We start from the raw sequence: 15867 nt of genomic DNA, 5'->3' as shown, positions 1-15867 counted from the left end.
ACCCCACACGGCCGCCACCCCAAACGCGGGTTATCCACAGCACGGGTTATCCACAGCGCGGCAACGCGATCATGCGCTCAGGCGTCAAAATGGAGCAGGCGGGGGCCCCCGATGGGAGGGCGGGCGGTGCGGTTCGGTTGGGCACTGCGAGTCAGGCGGGCGCTGCGAGTCGGGCGGGCGCTGCGAGTCGGGCGGGCGCTGCGAGTCGGGCGGGCGCTGCGAGTCGGGCGGGCGCTGCGAGTCGGACGCTGCCGACCGGGCGCTGCGAGCCAGACCGTAGACCCGACCGGATCCGGCTAACCCGCGCTCACCCAGGCCGGCCGCTCCAGCATCTCCACGATCCGCTCCGCCGGCACCGGCCTCGAGAACAGATACCCCTGGCCGTACTCATACCCCAGCCCCAGCAGCAGATCCCGCTGCTCCGGCGTCTCGATCCCCTCGGCCACCGATTTCAGCTCCAGCGCCCCCGCCATCTGGCTGACCGCCGTGGCCACCGCGGCCTGGCGGCCCACCGTGGTGATCGACTCGACGAAGGAGCGGTCCAGCTTCAGCGTGGTCACCGGTGTCGTCAGCAGCAGCCCAAGCGACGATGCCGCCGTGCCGAAGTCGTCCAGGGCCAGCCGTACGCCGAGCGCCCGGAGCGCCAGCAGCGCGTCCAGGGATTCCTGGTCGTCGAGCACCGCCGTCTCGGTGACCTCGATCGTGAGGCAGGCGGCGGGCAGGCCGGTCTCGTTCAGCACCCGGGCCACCTCCGCGACGAAGCCGGGTTCGCGCAGCTGGCGGCCCGCCACGTTCACCCCGACCGACATGTCGGACAGCTCCGGGTGGTCGCGGACCCAGGATGCCGCCTGCCGGCACGCCGTGGCGAGGACCCAGCGGCCGATGGCGACGATCTGGCCGGTCCGCTCGGCGACCGGGATGAACTGGACCGGGGACACCAGGCCGCGCGCGGGGTGGTTCCAGCGCAGCAGCGCCTCGACGCCGGTGAGGCGGTCGTCGCTGAGGCGCACGATCGGCTGGTAGACAAGCTCGAACTGGGCCGCGCCGATCGCGTCGCGCAGCTCGCGGATGAGCTCGGCCTCGGCGCTGATCCGGGCGCCCATCTCGTCGGTGTAGCGCACCCACGTGCCCTTGCCGCGCGCCTTGGCCTCGTACATCGCGATGTCGGCCTTGCTGAGCAGCGCCGAGGGCTCGTCGCCGGCCGTGGCCGCCGCGACACCGACGCTGGCTCGGGTGTTCACGGTGTGCGCGGCGATCTCGACGGGCTCGGAGAGCAGCCGCTGGATCTCCTCGGCGATCGCGCCGCCGATGTCCGCGCCGGCGCCGGGCAGCAGGACCGCGAACTCGTCGCCGCCGAGGCGGGCCACCACGTCGTCGCGGCGTACCGCTCGGCGCAGCCGGTCGGCGACCACGACGAGCAGGGCGTCGCCGGCGGCGTGGCCCATCGTGTCGTTGATCGTCTTGAAGTCGTCGAGGTCGATCAGCAGGACGCAGGCGTCGCCGGTCTCGACGACCCCGGTCATCGACTCGTGGAACGAGATGCGGTTGGCCAGCCGGGTGAGCCCGTCCATGGCGGCCTGTTCGCGCAGCAGCACCTCCTGCTCGCCGAGGCGCTTGATCAGGGTCATGTTGTCGTGGAAGGCGACCAGCTGCCGGCCCGCGACCAGGCAGGTGATCACGACGACGCCGAGGGCCGCGCCCCACAGCTGGGAGGACGCGTGGCGGGGCAGCATCGCGAAGAAGACCACGAAGGTGAGCGCGATCATCCCGTACGGCAGCAGGCTGTAGGGGCGGCGCTGGCGGCGGCTCACCGTGCGGCCGTCGCGCACGAGCAGTTCCTGGATGCGCGGCCCGACCGCGATGAGCATCGACGGCAGCAGGCGGACGACGAGCACGCCGGGGTTGTTGGCGTCCTGGAAGACGCCGGGCAGGAACGTGGCGACGCCCTGCACGCCGGCGGCCGCGACCATGGGCCAGGCGGCGATGCGGGCCATCGGCGGCTCGGGGATGAGCGCCACCTTGGTCGCGCAGAACGCGGAGACGACCACGAGGGCCGCGGTGAGGCCGGCGTTGAACCGTTCGTCGGCGGACGTGTAGGCGAAGCACCACGCGGTGACGCCGCCGCCGACCAGCACGGTCGCCGCGTCCAGCCAGAAGATGACCTTGTCGCGGCGGGTCTCCAGGCCCTGCGGGAAGATCAGGCAGGCGATGACGTTGCTGCTCATGCCGGCGGTGAAGAGCACGGTCTGTATCGTGCCGCCGTTCATGGAGTCGGACGAGAAGCCGATGAACTGGCTGAAGTCGCCCACGGTGAAGCAGGCGCCGGCGAACGAGATCATGGTCCAGAAGCGGCGGAAGCGCAGCGGGGAGATCTGCCGCAGCCGCCAGGCGCCGATCGCCAGCATCGCGTCGAAGGGCACCTGGAGGCCCCAGTACGCGGTGATCCGGGCGACCCCGCCGGGCAGCGCCACGAACAGCACGCCGCCCAGCGCGATCAGAGCCGCCATCGCCAGGAGAACCGGGTCGCGTCGCACGAGCGTTTCATCGGACTTTTTTTGAACGACTCAAGCCTTTCGGAGAGGGTAAGCGGAATGGGCACGCGAAAAGGGCTTCCGTAAGTTGCATAGGAGTCCGTAACTTACGAAGGCATGACGACGAGTGCCATCACGGGGCGGGCCATCCGGAACCCGATTCTCGGCGGCTTCCACCCGGACCCGTCGATCCTGCGGGTCGGCTCGGACTACTTCATCGCCACCTCGACCTTCGAGTGGTATCCCGGCGTACGCATCCACCACTCCACCAACCTGGTCGACTGGCGGCCGATGGGCGGCGCGCTCAACGAGAGGCGCCTGCTCGACCTCACCGGCGCGGGTGACTCCAACGGCGTGTGGGCGCCCAGCCTCAGCTACCACGACGGGCTGTTCCACCTGCTCTACGCCGACGTGGCGACCTTCGCCGGCGGCTACTGGGACCCGCAGAACTACCTCGTCACCGGCCCCACCCCGACCGGCCCGTGGTCCGACCCGGTGGTGCTGCACGGCCGCGGCTTCGACGCCTCGCTCTTCCACGACGAGGACGGCACCACGTGGATGCTGTCGATGGTCGCCGACTGGCGCCCCGGCCGGAACCGCTTCGCCGGCATCTCGATCCAGCGGTACGACCGCGAGGCCCGCCGGCTCGTCGGCCCCGAGCACACGATCTTTCAGGGCACCGAGGCGGCGTACACCGAGGCCCCGAACCTCTACCGCAAGGACGGCTACTACTACCTGGTCACCGCCGAGGGCGGCACGAGCTGGGAGCACCAGGTGACCGTCGCGCGCTCCAGCAACCTGCTCGGCCCCTACCTGGCCGACCCGGCGGGACCCATGCTGACCTCGTACGGCCACCCGTCCCTGCCGTTGCAGAAGGCCGGGCACGGCAGCCTCGTGCGCACCCCCGCCGGTCAGTGGTATCTGGCGCACCTCGTCGCCCGCCCGTACACCCCGCTCGGCCGCTGCGTGCTCGGCCGCGAGACCGCGATCCAGGAGGTCACCTGGAACGAGGCCGGCTGGCCGCGCATCGCCGACGGCCTGCCCGCCGAGACGGTTCCGGCGCCGCGCGGCGTCACGGTCGCCGAGGTGCGCCCCGTCTCGTCCGAGGAGTCCGAGGACGACGACTTCGACGAGCCCGCGCTCGGCGTCAACTGGTCCACGCTGCGCCGCCCGGCCTCGCCCGACTGGATCGACCTGGCGACCCGCCCGTCGTTCCTGCGCATCCGCGGCGGCCAGTCCCCCATGGGCCGGCAGCGTCCCAGCCTGGTCGCCCGCCGCCTCGTCTCCGCGCGGTGCGAGTTCCAGGCCGTCATGGAGTTCACCCCCCGCAACTACCGCCAGCTCGCCGGCATCACGGCCTACTACAACAGCCGCAACTGGTATTTCCTGCACGTCACCGCCGACGACGACGGCACCCCGGTGGTCGACCTGCTCGCCTGCGACTCCGGCCGCGTCGCCGTCGTCCCCGGCGTCCGCCGCGCCCTCGACGGCGACCGCCTCGCTCTTCGCTTGCGCTTCGAGGGTCCTCAGCTGCATTTCTCGTACGCCCGTGAGCACGGCACCTGGACACCGGCCGGTCCCGCGCTCGACGCCACCACGCTCTCCGACGAGTACGCCGCCCAGGTGGCCGACGGCGAACCGGCCGCGTGGGGCTTCACCGGCGCGTTCGTCGGCCTGTGGGTCCAGGACCTGGGCGCCGAGGGCGCGTACGCCGACTTCGACAGCGCGTCCTACAAAGCAGATCTCTAGGCTGTACGGATGGCCAGCCGGATCACCGAGCTCGTGCTCGACGCCCACGACCCCGAGCTGCTCGCCCGCTTCTGGTGCGAGGTCCTCGGCTACACCGTGCTCACCCGCGACGACAACGGCGACATCGAGATCGGCCCGGCCGACGCCGGCAGCGCCCGGCCCACGCTGGTGCTCAACAAGACCGGCCGGGCCAAGGCCGAGAAGCTGCGCCTGCACCTCGACATCAACGCCACCGACCGCGACCAGGACGCCGAGCTCGAGCGCCTGCTCGCGGCCGGTGCGCGCCCCGCGGACGTCGGCCAGACGGGCGAGGAGAGCTGGCACGTCCTGGCCGACCCCGAGGGCAACGAGTTCTGCCTGCTACGCCGCCGGGTCGCTCCCGCCTGACCCGGCCAGATAGCCGACCAGCGCGCGCTTCAGCTCGGCGACCAGCGCGGCGCGCTCCCGGCCCTCGGCGGCGACGATCGGGCCCATCAGGGCCGCGACGATCTGGACGGCCACCATGGCGGCGCGGTTCACGTCCGGATCGGGCAGACCGGGGAAGCGGGCCCGGATCAGGGCGGCGACGCGGCCGGTGACCGCGTCGTGCAGCGGGCGGCTGCCGGCGGACAGGGCGGCGGGCATGGCCGCCGTACCGAAGAGGGTCTTGGCTCCGGGGTTGGCGACGTTGAAGGCCACCAGCGGGTCGACGACCCGCGAGACCAGCTCGGGCAGCGGCAGCGACGCGGCGGACGCCTGGTCGAAGGCGGCGGCGTGGGCGGCGCGCAGCTGGTCGAGCAGCCGCTGGGACAGCGCCTCGGCGATGGCCTCCTTGTTGGGGAAGTACTGGTAGAGCGAGCCGGGTGACATGCCGGCGCGCGCGGCGATCGCGTTGGTCGAGGTCCTGTCGTAGCCGAGCTCGGCGAAGAGCGCGAGGGTCGCGTCGAGGATGTCGCCGATGCGGCGCTCTCCCCTCGCCTGCCGGCGCACGGGCATGGTGACTCCTTGCTTTTTACGAGTGGCCGCTCGTATTCTGCGATAACACGATCGATCGCTCGTATTTTCGCACACCGGGAGTCCTGCGATGATCCTCTACCGCCGTCGCCGCTTGATCCTTCTCGCCGGGCTCCTCGTCACGGTCGCGTGCGCGGCCCTGGCGGCGGGCACGATGGGGCGCCTCGTGCTCAGCCGATGGGAGGCGCCCGGCACCGAGTCGGTGCGCGCCCAGGACGAGCTGTCCCGCTTCGGCACCGGCAACGCGAACCTGATCCTGCTGGTCACGGCCGCCGCCGGCACGGTCGACGCGGCGCCGGTGCGGCAGGCGGCCACGGCGGTCGCCGATCGGCTCGCCGGGGAGCGGCTCGTTGCCGACGTCTGGTCCTACTGGTCGCGGGGACAGGACCCGACGATGCGCAGCTCGGACGGGCGCTCGGCGGTGATCCTCGCGCACGTGTCCGGGGACGCGACCGCGGCCCGCGCGCAGATCCGCGACCGGCTGCTGCCGGCGTACACCCTGGACGAAGGACCCGTCTCGGTGCGCGTCGGTGGCAGCGAGGCCGTGTCGAGCCAGGTCAGCGCGCGGGCGGCGGCCGACTTCGCGCGCGCCGAGCTGCTGATCGTCCCCCTGATGGCGCTGCTGCTGGTGCTGCTCTATCGGCGGGTGCGGCTGGCCCTGCTCACGCTCGGCGTCGGCGTCTTCGCCGTGGTGGGCACGCTCGCGGCGCTGCGGGCGGTGGCCGGGCTCACCGAGGTCTCGACGTTCGCCGCCAACATCACGCTGGTCATGGGCGTGGGGCTGGGCATCGACTACAGCCTCTTCGTGATCGCCCGCTTCCGCGAGGAGCTCACCCGGGGCTCCCCGGTGCCGGCCGCGATCGAGGCGACGGTACGCACGGCGGGCCGCACGGTCGTCTTCAGCGGCCTGACCGTCGCGTCCTCGCTCGCCGCCCTGCTGCTCTTCCCGTTCCCGTTCCTCCGCTCCTTCGCATACGCCGGCGTCCTCGTCGTCGCGACGGCGGTGGCGGGCGCGCTGACGCTGCTGCCGGCCGCCCTCGGGGTGCTCGGGCACCGGGCGTTGCGGCGGAACCCGCCGACCCGTGAGCACGGCTTCTGGCACCGCACGGGTTCGGCGGTGATGCGCCGGCCGGTGACCTTCGCCGCTGCGGGGCTCGTGCTGGTCGGCGTGCTGGGGGCGCCGGCGCTCGGGATCCGCATCGGGCTGCCGGACGACCGGGTGCTGCCGCCGACGGCGTCGACCCGCCAGACGTACGACCTGTTGCGGGCCGGCTTCGGCACGGAGGCCAACGACGCGCTGCACGTCATCGGCGGCCGCCCCGATCCGGCGGCGCTGTCCCGGGTGCCGGGGATCGCGCAGGTCAACGCACCTGAGGGGGTCTTCGTCGCCGGCGACTACCGGGCCGCGCTGCCCGACCCGCAACGGTTCGCCGCCGGCGGCCTCACCCGGATGGAGGCGATCCCGCAGCGCGCGGCGCTCGCGAGCACCGGCGTGCCGGAGCTCGTGGCCGCCGTGCGGGCCGCGTCGCCCGGCGCCCTGGTGGGCGGGTTCCCGGCCGAGCTGACCGACTTCCGGGCCGCGCTGACCGAGCGGATCCCGCTGGTCGGCGCGCTGATCCTGGTGATCTCGTGCGCGGTGCTCTTCGCGATGTCGCGCAGCCTGCTGGTGCCGGTGAAGGCCACCGTGCTCAACCTGCTGAGCCTCGCGGTGATGTTCGGGGTGCTCGTGTTCGTCTTCCAGGACGGCGCGTTCGCGGGGTTGCTGGGGTTCACGCCGATCGGGACGCTCGACCCGGCGTTCCCGATCCTGATGTTCTGCGTGGCGTACGGGCTGTCGATGGACTACGAGGTGTTCATGCTCTCGCGGATCAAGGAGAGCTACGAGCAGCACGGCGACAACACTCGCGCCGTGCTCGACGGACTCCAGCGCAGCGCTCCCCTGGTCACCGCCGCGGCCGCGATCCTCGCCGTGTCGTTCTCGCTCTACGCCACCGGCGAGGTCATGTACCTGCAGATGATCGGCGTCGGCGCCGCGGTGGCGATCGTCGTGGACGCGACGATCATCCGGGGTGTCCTGGTGCCCGCGCTGATGCGCCTGGCCGGCCGGGCGAACTGGTGGTCGCCCGGCCGGCGGCGCTCACGGGACGGCGAAGGCCGACAGCTCGTGGGTGCCGGCGCCGACCGGTAGCACCACCCCGCGTACGGACCGGTCGTCCTGCCAGGCCAGCTCGACGAAGGCGGGTGCCGGTGCCCGCGGCACAGCGGGAGGTTCCCACGAACGGGCGTCGATCTCACAGGCAGTACTGGGGGGCCTCGTCGACGTTGTCCTTGGTGATCAGCTTGATCGGCGCCTGGGAGATCTTCTCGATCGGCTGCTTGTCGAGCAGGCCGAGGACGTTCTTGACGGCGCCCTGCCCGATGTCGGTCGCCGAGTTGGCGACCGTGGCCGAGAACCGCCCGTCCTTGACCGCCTCCAGGCCCTGCTCGGTGCCGTTCACCGTGACGATCTTGACGTTCTTGCCGGCGGCCTTGAACGCCTCGTGCACGCCGAACGCCATGTCCTCGTTGGCGACGAAGGCGTACTTCAGGTCCGGGTGCGCCTGGATCATGTTCTCGGCCACGTCCTGCGCCTTGGCCCGGTTGAACATGCCCGGCTGGTTGGCGACGACCTTGACGTTCGCCGGCAGCGCGCCGGTGAAGCCCTTGACCATCAGATCGGAGGCGGCGCCCGGCGCCCCCGCGATCACCCCCACCTCGGCCGGGGCGCTGCCGGCGTCCCCGGCGATCCACTCGGCGTCCAGCGCGCCCACCTTGCCCAGGTCGACCACCATCGCGCCGAGGATGTCGCTCGGATCATCGGTGACCACCGAGGTCAGGAAGATCGGGATGTTCGCGCTCTTCGCCTTGGCGATGTCGTTCTTGAGGGCGTCCACGTTGACGGTCTGCACGATCAGCGCGTCGACGTTGCGCGAGATCATGTCCTCGATGTTCGACAGCTCGGTGCCCGGGTCCTGCTTGGAGTTCGCCGAGATGACCTTCGCGCCGCTCGTGCCGGCCTGCGCCTCGACGGCCTTGAGCAGACAGGTGTGAAACTCCGTGTTGGCCCCGTTGACGAAACCGAGCGTGACGCTGTCGCCCGACCCCCCGGCCTCCGTTCCCGAGCCGCAGGCGCTGAGCGAGGCCGCGGCGAGAGCGATCGCCGCCAGGGCACTGACGGGGCGAAGCATGGATTTGGGCATGGAGAGGCCGCCTTTCTACCGAGCGGGAGGCAAGAACGCGATGCGCTTGTGATCATGGCCACTGAGTGCTTCCAGTGCGCACGAACGTAACAACGGTTCGACGCACCGCTACACGGCGTGAAGCGCAAGGTAAGGCTGCACGTCGCGTCACCCGCCCCACCTCCGACCGCGGCGAGCCGCGCGGGCGTCTCCCACGCCACCCGGAGCCGGATCGAACGCGGTCAACAGGGCACCACCAGCAGCGCCTCCGGCTCTGCGGCGGAGACGGCACGTGCCCTGCTCGAACGCTCGCGCCGGGCCGCCGACGGGCGTGAGGTGCGCGCCTCGTGCGGGCGGATGGGGGCCGGCTAGGCGGGGCGGCGCAGGACCGCGATGCGGCCCAGGTCGATCTCCAGGGTACGGATCAGCTCGAAGCCGGCGGCGACCGTCTCGGTGACCAGGTCGGCCAGCGGGCGGGCGAAGGGCAGGCCCTGGGCGTGCGCCACCAGGCGGGCCAGGGTGGTGGCGGGCTCGCCGTTGTCGTCGTCGAGTTGCTGGATGACCAGGGTGCCGCCGGGGCGGAGGGCGCGCAGGATCATGGCCAGGGTGGCGGCGCGGGTCTGCTCGGGGAAGAACGGCTGGGCCCAGAACGCCGAGTCGAACTCGGCGTCGGCGGTGAAGTCGCGGGCGTCCTGGGCGCGGATGTCGACCCGGTCGGTGACGCCCACGGCGGCGGCGCGCTCGCGGGCCACCGCGGCGACCTCGGGCAGCAGCTCCAGGGAGGTGGCGCGCAGGCCGGGCAGCAGGGTGGCCGCGGTCAGCACGAAACCGCCGACGCCGCTGCCGACGTCGAGCAGGCGGCCGTTCTCGATGGCCGTGCGCATCTCGGGGACGGCGGCCAGGATCGCGGTGACGATGCCGCGGGAGGCGTCGTTCGGGGTCAGCGCCACCGAGCGGGCGATCACGATGCTCTCCTCGGCGGAGACCGGCGCGGCGCCGGTGCGCACCACGTCGGCCACCTGCCGGGCCAGCAGGGCGGCGCGGGTGATCTGGGCGGCCAGGTCGACCGGGGCGCCGGGGGAAAGCTCGGTGGCCAGCTGCGGGTCGAGCTGGAACTTGCCGTCGGCCGCCACCACGATCCCGTGCGCCAGGAAGGCGTCCAGGATGTCGTCGGCCCGGTGGCCGGCGAAGCCGGTGACCTCCGCGGCGGTGCGGGGCTCGGCCAGGAAGTCCAGGTAGCCGCGCTCGCGGGCGGCGTCCAGCAGGGCGAGGGCCTGCGCGCCGTGTTCCCAGCTCGACCGCGACTCGGTTACCGATTTCGATCCCATGGCTGCATGGTGCCCCGCCACGCGTGGGCTATCCATGTTCTCCGGGTGTGCCGATGATCTCTGGATGCGCGATGAGCTCTACGCGCCGAAGCGGCGGTGGCGGGCCGCGTACGAGCGCAGCGCCCGTAGGAAGTCGACCTTGCGGAAGCCGGGCCAGTAGACGTCGCAGAAGTACAGCTCGGAGTAGGCGGCCTGCCACAGCAGGAAGCCGGACATGCGCCGCTCGCCGCTCGTGCGGATGACCAGGTCGGGGTCGGGGCTGCCGCTGGTGTAGAGGTGGGCGGCGATCCGGTCGGCGGTCAGCGTCCGCAGGGCCTCGTCGAGGGAGCCGGCCTCGGACAGCAGCGAGCGGACCGCGTCGACGATCTCCTCGCGGCCGTCGTACCCGATCGCGATGGTCAGGTGGGACGCCGGGCCCGGCCCGCGGGTCTCCTCCTCGGCCAGCTTCAGGGCGTGCCGGGTCGAGTCGGGCAGCACGTCGAGGCGGCCGGCCAGGTGCACCTGCCAGGGGCTCGCCGGCCGGCGCAGGCGCTCGGCGACCACGTCCTCGATCATGCGCATCAGGTTGCCGACCTCGGTGGCGTCCCGCTTGCGGACGTTGTCGACGCTCGCCACGAAGACGGTGACGTGCCGGATGCCGGCCTCGGCGCACCAGCCGAGCACCTCGTCGAGATGCTCGGCGCCGTAGCGGTGACCCACGCGTGGGTCGCCGAAGCCCATCTGCCGGGCCCAGCGCCGATTGCCGTCCATCACCATGGCCACGTGCCGCGGCAGCTCGGCCCCGGCGAGCCGGGCGAGGAGCCGGCGGGCGTAGACGGCGTACACGACAGATCGCACCATGCCGTGATCCCAGCAGGTCCGGCGGCCGTGGCGGGTGGCGTGCACCGAACCCGCACGGCATCTTCACCGGTCGCGCACCTTCGAGCGGTGCCGGCGTACGGCGTCGCGGTTGCCGCAGGCGTGCGAGCAGTAGCGCTGTCTCCCCGTACGGCTGAAATCGGCGAAAGGGCGCTCGCAGCCGGCGGCGGCGCAGCGGCCGAGACGGTGCATCCCGCGGCCGGACAGGTGCAGGGCGGTGCCCACGCTGATCAGGGTGCGCAGCAGCGAGGCTAGCGACTGGTCGGGTTCGCGGTAGTGGATGTGCCAGCCGTCGCCCGCGTGGTCGGTCAGCCGGGGATAGGCCGCGGTCTCGCGCAGCAGGTCGTTGAGCCGCGCGGCCCGCTCGGCACCCGTGGCGTCCACCACGGACAGCCAGCGGTGCAGGTAGGCCGCCGTCTCGGCCAGGTCGGCCGGACGGGCCGGCCGCTCCAGCGCGATCCCGGCGCCGGCGCACCGGGTCGCCAGCGCCGCGCTCGACGGGGGCGGGTCGAGGACGAGCGAGAGTGCGAGCCGCACCGCATCCTCGCCGTAAGGGTTGAGGTGCACAAGACCATTACAGCATGATGGCGACGGATCTTGACGAAAGGACGGCCATGGATTGGCAGCACGTTCTCCCCCTCCTGCTCGTGGCGGCGGCCGCCGGATGGGTGGACGCCGTCGTCGGCGGAGGCGGGCTGCTGCTCGTGCCGGCCCTGCTGCTCGGCCTGCCCGGCCTGCCGCCGGTCACCGCGCTCGGCACCAACAAGGTGGCGAGCATCTGCGGCACGACAACGGCGGCGATCACGTACGCGCGGCGCACGAAGATCGACTGGCGGGTCGCCGGACCGGCGGCGGGCTCGGCGGTGGTCTTCGCCGGGGTGGGCGCCGCGACCGCGAGCAGCGTGCCGGTCGACTGGTTCCGCCCGGCCGTCATGCTGCTCCTGCTGCTGGTGCTGGCCTTCGTCGTGCTGCGGCCCTCCTTCGGCGTCACCGTCGCGGACGCGGACCGCACGTGGCGGCGCCGTGCCGCGGCGGTGCTCGTGGCCGGCGTCGCGATCGCGTTCTACGACGGCGTCTTCGGGCCGGGCACCGGCACCTTCCTGATCATCACCTTCACCGCGCTGCTCGGCCTCGACTTCGTGGCGAGCTCGGCCACCGCGAAGATCCTCAATGCGGGAACGAACCTGGGCGCGCTGGTGGTCTTCGCCGCCGGTGGCCACGTGCTGTGGTGGCTGGGGCTGGCCATGGCGGTCTGCAACATCGCCGGCGCGCGCTTCGGCGCCCGGACCGCCCTCAAGCGGGGCGCCGGCTTCGTCCGGGCCGCGCTGGTGGTGGTCGTCGTCGGCATGGTGATACGTCTGGCGTTTGACTATTTCAGGTGAATCGCGTCCGTTGGTGAGACGGATTCGCGATAGTGGGGACCGTGAGCGTCCTGACAGTCACCGACGCCGCGCCGGCGACCAAGCGCGGCCTCTCCTTCTCCGACCTCGGCGTCAGCGCCAAGGTGCTCATCGCGGTCAGCGTCGCGGCACTGGTCGCGCTGGCCGTCGGCATCCTGGGGCTGGTCGCGCTGAGCAACGTCAACGAGAAGGCCCAGCTGATCTCGACGAGCAACATCGCCAGCATCAAGGCCGTCGGCTCGATCCGGGCGGCGATCAGCGCCACCCGCATCGACCTGGCCAACCAGGCGCTCTCCCTCGACGCCGCTCGGACCCAGGAGTTCGCCGAGAACTTCGAAGCCGATCTGGAGTTGTTCGACACGGCCCTCGCCACGTACCGCGGCACCAACCCCGCGGCCGACCCGGCGACGATCGACGAGCTCCAGGCGAACTGGGACGACTACTCGGACCTCGCCAAGACCAAGATGATCCCGGCGGGCACCGCCAACAACCTCACCCTGTGGGCGACGCTCCGCGACGAGCAGGCCATGCCGATCCTCGAGAAGATCACCGCGAACACCACCGCGCTGGACAAGGCCGAGACCGCCGACGCGACGAAGAACGCGGACGCCGCGACCTCGGCCTACACGTCCAGCCGGTTCCTGTCGATCCTCACGCTGGTGATCGGGCTCGCCGTGGCGATCGCGCTCGGCTTCTGGGTCGCCCGCAAGATCGTGCAGTCGCTCGCGAAGGTGACGGTGGTCTGCGACAGCCTCGCCGACGGCGACCTCACCCGCACGACCGGGCTGGAGAGCCGCGACGAGCCCGGCCGGATGGGCCGCTCGCTGGACGCCGCGATGGCCCGGCTGCGCGCGACGGTGGCGACGATCGAGAGCTCCGCCGCCTCGCTGGCCGGCGCCTCCGAGCGGCTGACCGACACGTCCACGCACATCGCGGCGTCGGCCGAGGAGACGTCGGTGCAGGCGCAGGCCGTGTCCGCCGCGGCCGAGGAGGTGTCGCGCAGCGTCGAGACGGTCTCCGCGGGCAGCGAGGAGATGGGCGCGTCGATCCGCGAGATCTCGCAGAACGCCGCGGAGGCCGCCCGGGTCGCCGCCGAGGCGGTCAGCGTCACGGCCACCACATCGGCCACCATGGGCAAGCTCGGCGAGTCGTCCGCCGAGATCGGCAACGTCATCAAGACGATCACGTCGATCGCCGAGCAGACGAACCTGCTCGCCCTGAACGCGACGATCGAGGCGGCCCGCGCGGGCGACGCCGGCAAGGGCTTCGCGGTCGTGGCGTCGGAGGTCAAGGACCTCGCTCAGGAGACGGCGCGGGCCACCGAGGACATCTCCCGCCGCGTCGAGGCGATCCAGGCGGACACCAGCGGCGCGGTCGCCGCGATCGAGGAGATCTCCATCGTGATCGAGCGGATCAGCGAGTTCCAGACCACGATCGCCTCGGCCGTGGAGGAGCAGACCGCGACGACCGCCGAGATGAACCGCAGCGTCGCGGAGGCGGCCGGCGGCACCGGCGAGATCGCCGAGAACATCACCGGCGTCGCCGAGGCCGCGCGCATGACGAGCCAGAGCGTCACCGAGACCCAGGAGGCGACCGCCGAGCTGGCCCGCATGTCGTCCGAGTTGCGCAGCGCCGTGTCAGCCTTCCGGGTCTGACCTGCTGCGCAGGAACCTCCGTTCGGCCTCGTTCAGGGTCAGGGTCGAGGCTTTCGCGTACGCCGCCGCGGCGGCCCGCGCGTCGCCGAGCCGTTCGAGCAGGGCGGCGCGCACGGCGTACCACAGGTGATGGGTGCCGAGACCGGTCAGCCCGTCCACGATGGCCAGCGCGGCGGCGGGCCCGTGCACCTCGGCGACGGCGACGGCCCGGTGCAGCGCGACGACCGGCCCCGGATCGAAGAGCGTCAGCTGGTCGTACAGCGCGAGGATCTGCACCCAGTCGGTCTCCGCCGCGGTGGCGGCGCCGGCGTGCACGGCGTTGATCGCCGCCTGGATCTGGTAGGGCCCCGGCCGGTCGCGGCGCAGGCAGGCGCGCACCAGCTCATGCCCCTCGGCGATCAGCCGCCGGTCCCACCGGCTGCGGTCCTGGTCACCCAGGCGGACCAGGTCACCCTCCGCGGTCGTACGCGCGGGCCGGCGCGCCTCGACGAGCAGCATCAGGGCGAGCAGCCCGCACGCCTCGGGCTCGTCGGGCATGAGCCGCACGAGCAGGCGGGCAAGCCGGATCGCCTCCGCGGTGAGATCGTCGCGCGTGAGCCGGTCGCCGCCGCTCGCCGCATACCCCTCATTGAAGATCAGATAGAGGACGGCGAGCACCGCCCGCAACCGCCCCGGCAGCTCCTCGTCGCGAGGCACCCGGTACGGGATGCGCGCGTCGCGGATCTTCCCCTTGGCCCGCGACAGCCGCTGCGCCATCGTCGCCTCGGACACCAGGAACGCCCGCGCGATCTCGGCGGTGCTCAGGCCACCGAGCAGGCGCAGGGTGAGCGCCACCCGAGCCGCCGGCGCCAGCGCCGGATGACAGCAGGTGAAGATCAGCCGCAGCCGGTCGTCGCCCTCCCCCGCCTCGTGGCTGTCGGCTGTGGGCCACCACTCGCGCATCGCTGCCGCCTCCCGGCCGGCGCGCTGGGCCTCGCGACGCAGCCGGTCGATCGCCCTGTTCCGCGCCGTCGTGATGATCCAACCGCCGGGCGCGGGCGGCACGCCGCTCTCCGGCCACCGCCGCGCCGCCGCGACGAACGCATCCTGCACCGCGTCCTCGGCGACCTCGATGTCACCGAAGTGCCGCACCAGAACCGCGACGGCCCGGCCGAACTCGGCACGATAGATCGCCGCGATCTCGGCACCGAGCCGGCCCGGCCCGGCCACCGGTTGCACCTCCGAGCCGCGCCGGCCCGATTCCACCTCCGGGCTGCGCCGGCCGGGCTCCACCGCCGCGCCGGGCCGGTCGCACGCGCTCTCCGCTCCACCCCGGCCGGGCTCGTCGCCGGGCTCCGTCACCATGCGATGGGGCGCACCTCGATCGCGAGCGGGGCCAGCACCTTGGCCATGCGCCCGCCCCAGCCGAGGGCCTCGTCGAGATCGGCCGCCTCGAGGACGGTGAAGCCGCCGAGGTGCTCCTTGCCCTCGGTGAACGGCCCGTCCGTCAGCAGCGTCTCGCCGTCCCGGTCGCGCACCACCGTAGCGGCCGACGCCGGGTGCAAAGCCATGGCGAAGACCCACGCGCCCGCGGCCTTCATCTCGTCGTTCAGCTTCTCCAGCTCGGCCATGATCGGCCCGAGCACCTCGGGCGGCGGCGGGTCGCCGTCGGGCTGGTAGATGCTCATCAGATACCGCGCCATCGTTCCTCCTCGAGCTTGCCTTCCCTCTCTACACGAACGGGCGGCGGCGTTCTCGACAGCATTGCCCAACGCGTAACCAACAGGTTACGCTTCCCGCGTGGACGAGGTGGCCGGCGCGATCGCCGATCCGGTGCGGCGCGAGATCCTGCTGATGCTGCGCGACGAGCCGCTCTCGGCCGGCCAGATCGCCGACCGGTTCGCGATCAGCCGTCCCGCCGTCAGCCGCCACCTGCGGGTGCTGCGCGAGGCCGGCCTCGTGCACGACCGGGCCGACGGGCGCCGCCGCGTCTACACGCTGGTCACCGCGCCGCTCGACGAGCTGGCCGGCTGGCTGCGGCTGCTGGCCCGTCCGTCCGGCTGGCAGCACCACTTCGACGCCTTGGAGACGGAGGTCTACCGCACCCGACGCGACCGCCGCACCGCCGCCGCCCAGATGCCGGCACCCCAAACCCA

15 protein-coding genes are annotated in these 15867 nt (G+C 72.4%); 7 read left to right on the top strand and 8 right to left on the bottom strand.

What is annotated here, in order from left to right:
- Positions 1-296: 296 nt before the first annotated feature.
- Entirely contained in the window at positions 297-2534 is a 2238-nt protein-coding gene (locus Ade02nite_RS46900; RefSeq protein ID WP_203777930.1) for a putative bifunctional diguanylate cyclase/phosphodiesterase, read from the bottom strand.
- Between the two features lie 114 nt (positions 2535-2648).
- Here Ade02nite_RS46900 and Ade02nite_RS46895 point away from each other — a divergent pair, with 114 nt between their 5' ends.
- Positions 2649-4280: a glycoside hydrolase family 43 protein gene (locus tag Ade02nite_RS46895; protein WP_203777929.1), complete on the top strand. Its 1632-nt coding sequence runs from the start codon at positions 2649-2651 to the stop codon at positions 4278-4280.
- Between the two features lie 9 nt (positions 4281-4289).
- Positions 4290-4667, top strand: coding sequence for a VOC family protein (locus Ade02nite_RS46890; protein WP_203777928.1), 378 nt, complete (start codon positions 4290-4292; stop codon positions 4665-4667).
- Here Ade02nite_RS46890 and Ade02nite_RS46885 read toward each other — a convergent pair.
- Positions 4641-5255 carry a TetR/AcrR family transcriptional regulator gene (locus Ade02nite_RS46885; RefSeq protein ID WP_203777927.1) on the bottom strand — a complete coding sequence of 205 codons (615 nt, stop codon included), beginning with the start codon at positions 5253-5255 and terminating at the stop codon, positions 4641-4643. The genes Ade02nite_RS46890 and Ade02nite_RS46885 overlap by 27 nt on opposite strands.
- Positions 5256-5343: 88 nt before the next feature.
- On the opposite strand from Ade02nite_RS46885, the gene Ade02nite_RS46880 reads away from it, so the two are divergent.
- A complete protein-coding gene (locus Ade02nite_RS46880; protein ID WP_203777926.1) occupies positions 5344-7461 on the top strand; it encodes an MMPL family transporter in 2118 nt (705 codons plus the stop codon).
- 103 nt (positions 7462-7564) lie between these two features.
- Here Ade02nite_RS46880 and Ade02nite_RS46875 read toward each other — a convergent pair whose 3' ends face one another.
- The gene (locus Ade02nite_RS46875; protein ID WP_203777925.1) at positions 7565-8500 is read right to left on the bottom strand and encodes a sugar ABC transporter substrate-binding protein; all 936 of its coding nucleotides are present in this window, start codon (positions 8498-8500) and stop codon (positions 7565-7567) included.
- Between the two features lie 129 nt (positions 8501-8629).
- On the opposite strand from Ade02nite_RS46875, the gene Ade02nite_RS46870 reads away from it, so the two are divergent.
- Entirely contained in the window at positions 8630-8863 is a 234-nt protein-coding gene (locus Ade02nite_RS46870; RefSeq protein ID WP_203777924.1) for a hypothetical protein, read from the top strand.
- On the opposite strand, the gene Ade02nite_RS46865 is transcribed toward Ade02nite_RS46870, so the two are convergent.
- From Ade02nite_RS46865 to Ade02nite_RS46855, 3 genes are all read right to left on the bottom strand, one after another.
- A complete protein-coding gene (locus Ade02nite_RS46865; protein WP_203777923.1) occupies positions 8860-9819 on the bottom strand; it encodes an SAM-dependent methyltransferase in 960 nt (319 codons plus the stop codon). The two genes, Ade02nite_RS46870 and Ade02nite_RS46865, sit on opposite strands and share 4 nt — an antisense overlap.
- Positions 9820-9897: 78 nt before the next feature.
- Positions 9898-10659 (bottom strand): polyprenyl diphosphate synthase, encoded by a 762-nt coding sequence (gene uppS / locus Ade02nite_RS46860; protein ID WP_203777922.1) that lies wholly within the window; start codon positions 10657-10659, stop codon positions 9898-9900.
- 63 nt (positions 10660-10722) lie between these two features.
- Positions 10723-11214, bottom strand: a complete 492-nt coding sequence (locus tag Ade02nite_RS46855) for a CGNR zinc finger domain-containing protein (RefSeq protein WP_239169578.1) — start codon at positions 11212-11214, stop codon at positions 10723-10725.
- A 77-nt stretch (positions 11215-11291) separates the two neighbouring features.
- Here Ade02nite_RS46855 and Ade02nite_RS46850 point away from each other — a divergent pair, with 77 nt between their 5' ends.
- A complete protein-coding gene (locus Ade02nite_RS46850; protein WP_203777920.1) occupies positions 11292-12059 on the top strand; it encodes a sulfite exporter TauE/SafE family protein in 768 nt (255 codons plus the stop codon).
- 41 nt (positions 12060-12100) lie between these two features.
- Positions 12101-13732: a methyl-accepting chemotaxis protein gene (locus Ade02nite_RS46845; RefSeq protein WP_203777919.1), complete on the top strand. Its 1632-nt coding sequence runs from the start codon at positions 12101-12103 to the stop codon at positions 13730-13732.
- Here the strand turns inward: Ade02nite_RS46845 and Ade02nite_RS46840 are convergent.
- Together Ade02nite_RS46840 and Ade02nite_RS46835 are read right to left on the bottom strand one after the other, a co-directional pair.
- A complete protein-coding gene (locus Ade02nite_RS46840; RefSeq protein WP_203777918.1) occupies positions 13715-15076 on the bottom strand; it encodes an RNA polymerase sigma factor in 1362 nt (453 codons plus the stop codon). The genes Ade02nite_RS46845 and Ade02nite_RS46840 overlap by 18 nt on opposite strands.
- Positions 15070-15414 carry a YciI family protein gene (locus tag Ade02nite_RS46835; RefSeq protein WP_203777917.1) on the bottom strand — a complete coding sequence of 115 codons (345 nt, stop codon included), beginning with the start codon at positions 15412-15414 and terminating at the stop codon, positions 15070-15072. The genes Ade02nite_RS46840 and Ade02nite_RS46835 overlap by 7 nt, the downstream gene beginning before the upstream one ends.
- Before the next feature lie 97 nt (positions 15415-15511).
- Here Ade02nite_RS46835 and Ade02nite_RS46830 point away from each other — a divergent pair.
- The coding region (locus Ade02nite_RS46830) for a metalloregulator ArsR/SmtB family transcription factor (RefSeq protein ID WP_203777916.1) at positions 15512-15867 on the top strand (356 nt) is incomplete at its 3' end.

This window comes from Paractinoplanes deccanensis, assembly GCF_016862115.1.
GTDB classification, from domain to species: domain Bacteria; phylum Actinomycetota; class Actinomycetes; order Mycobacteriales; family Micromonosporaceae; genus Actinoplanes; species Actinoplanes deccanensis.
Note: the sequence above shows the minus strand (reverse complement) of the source record. Positions and strands in the feature narration are given on the sequence as shown.

Excerpts from the sequence above, each read along its gene's own strand:
- Ade02nite_RS46840 (WP_203777918.1), bottom strand. The coding sequence starts at position 15,076 with ATGGTGACGGAGCCCGGCGACGAGCCCGGCCGGGGTGGAGCGGAGAGC.
- Ade02nite_RS46875 (WP_203777925.1), bottom strand. The coding sequence starts at position 8,500 with ATGCTTCGCCCCGTCAGTGCCCTGGCGGCGATCGCTCTCGCCGCGGCC.
- Ade02nite_RS46895 (WP_203777929.1), top strand. The coding sequence starts at position 2,649 with ATGACGACGAGTGCCATCACGGGGCGGGCCATCCGGAACCCGATTCTC.
- Ade02nite_RS46880 (WP_203777926.1), top strand. The coding sequence starts at position 5,344 with ATGATCCTCTACCGCCGTCGCCGCTTGATCCTTCTCGCCGGGCTCCTC.
- uppS (WP_203777922.1), bottom strand. The coding sequence starts at position 10,659 with ATGGTGCGATCTGTCGTGTACGCCGTCTACGCCCGCCGGCTCCTCGCC.
- Ade02nite_RS46885 (WP_203777927.1), bottom strand. The coding sequence starts at position 5,255 with ATGCCCGTGCGCCGGCAGGCGAGGGGAGAGCGCCGCATCGGCGACATC.
- Ade02nite_RS46865 (WP_203777923.1), bottom strand. The coding sequence starts at position 9,819 with ATGGGATCGAAATCGGTAACCGAGTCGCGGTCGAGCTGGGAACACGGC.
- Ade02nite_RS46835 (WP_203777917.1), bottom strand. The coding sequence starts at position 15,414 with ATGGCGCGGTATCTGATGAGCATCTACCAGCCCGACGGCGACCCGCCG.
- Ade02nite_RS46850 (WP_203777920.1), top strand. The coding sequence starts at position 11,292 with ATGGATTGGCAGCACGTTCTCCCCCTCCTGCTCGTGGCGGCGGCCGCC.
- Ade02nite_RS46890 (WP_203777928.1), top strand. The coding sequence starts at position 4,290 with ATGGCCAGCCGGATCACCGAGCTCGTGCTCGACGCCCACGACCCCGAG.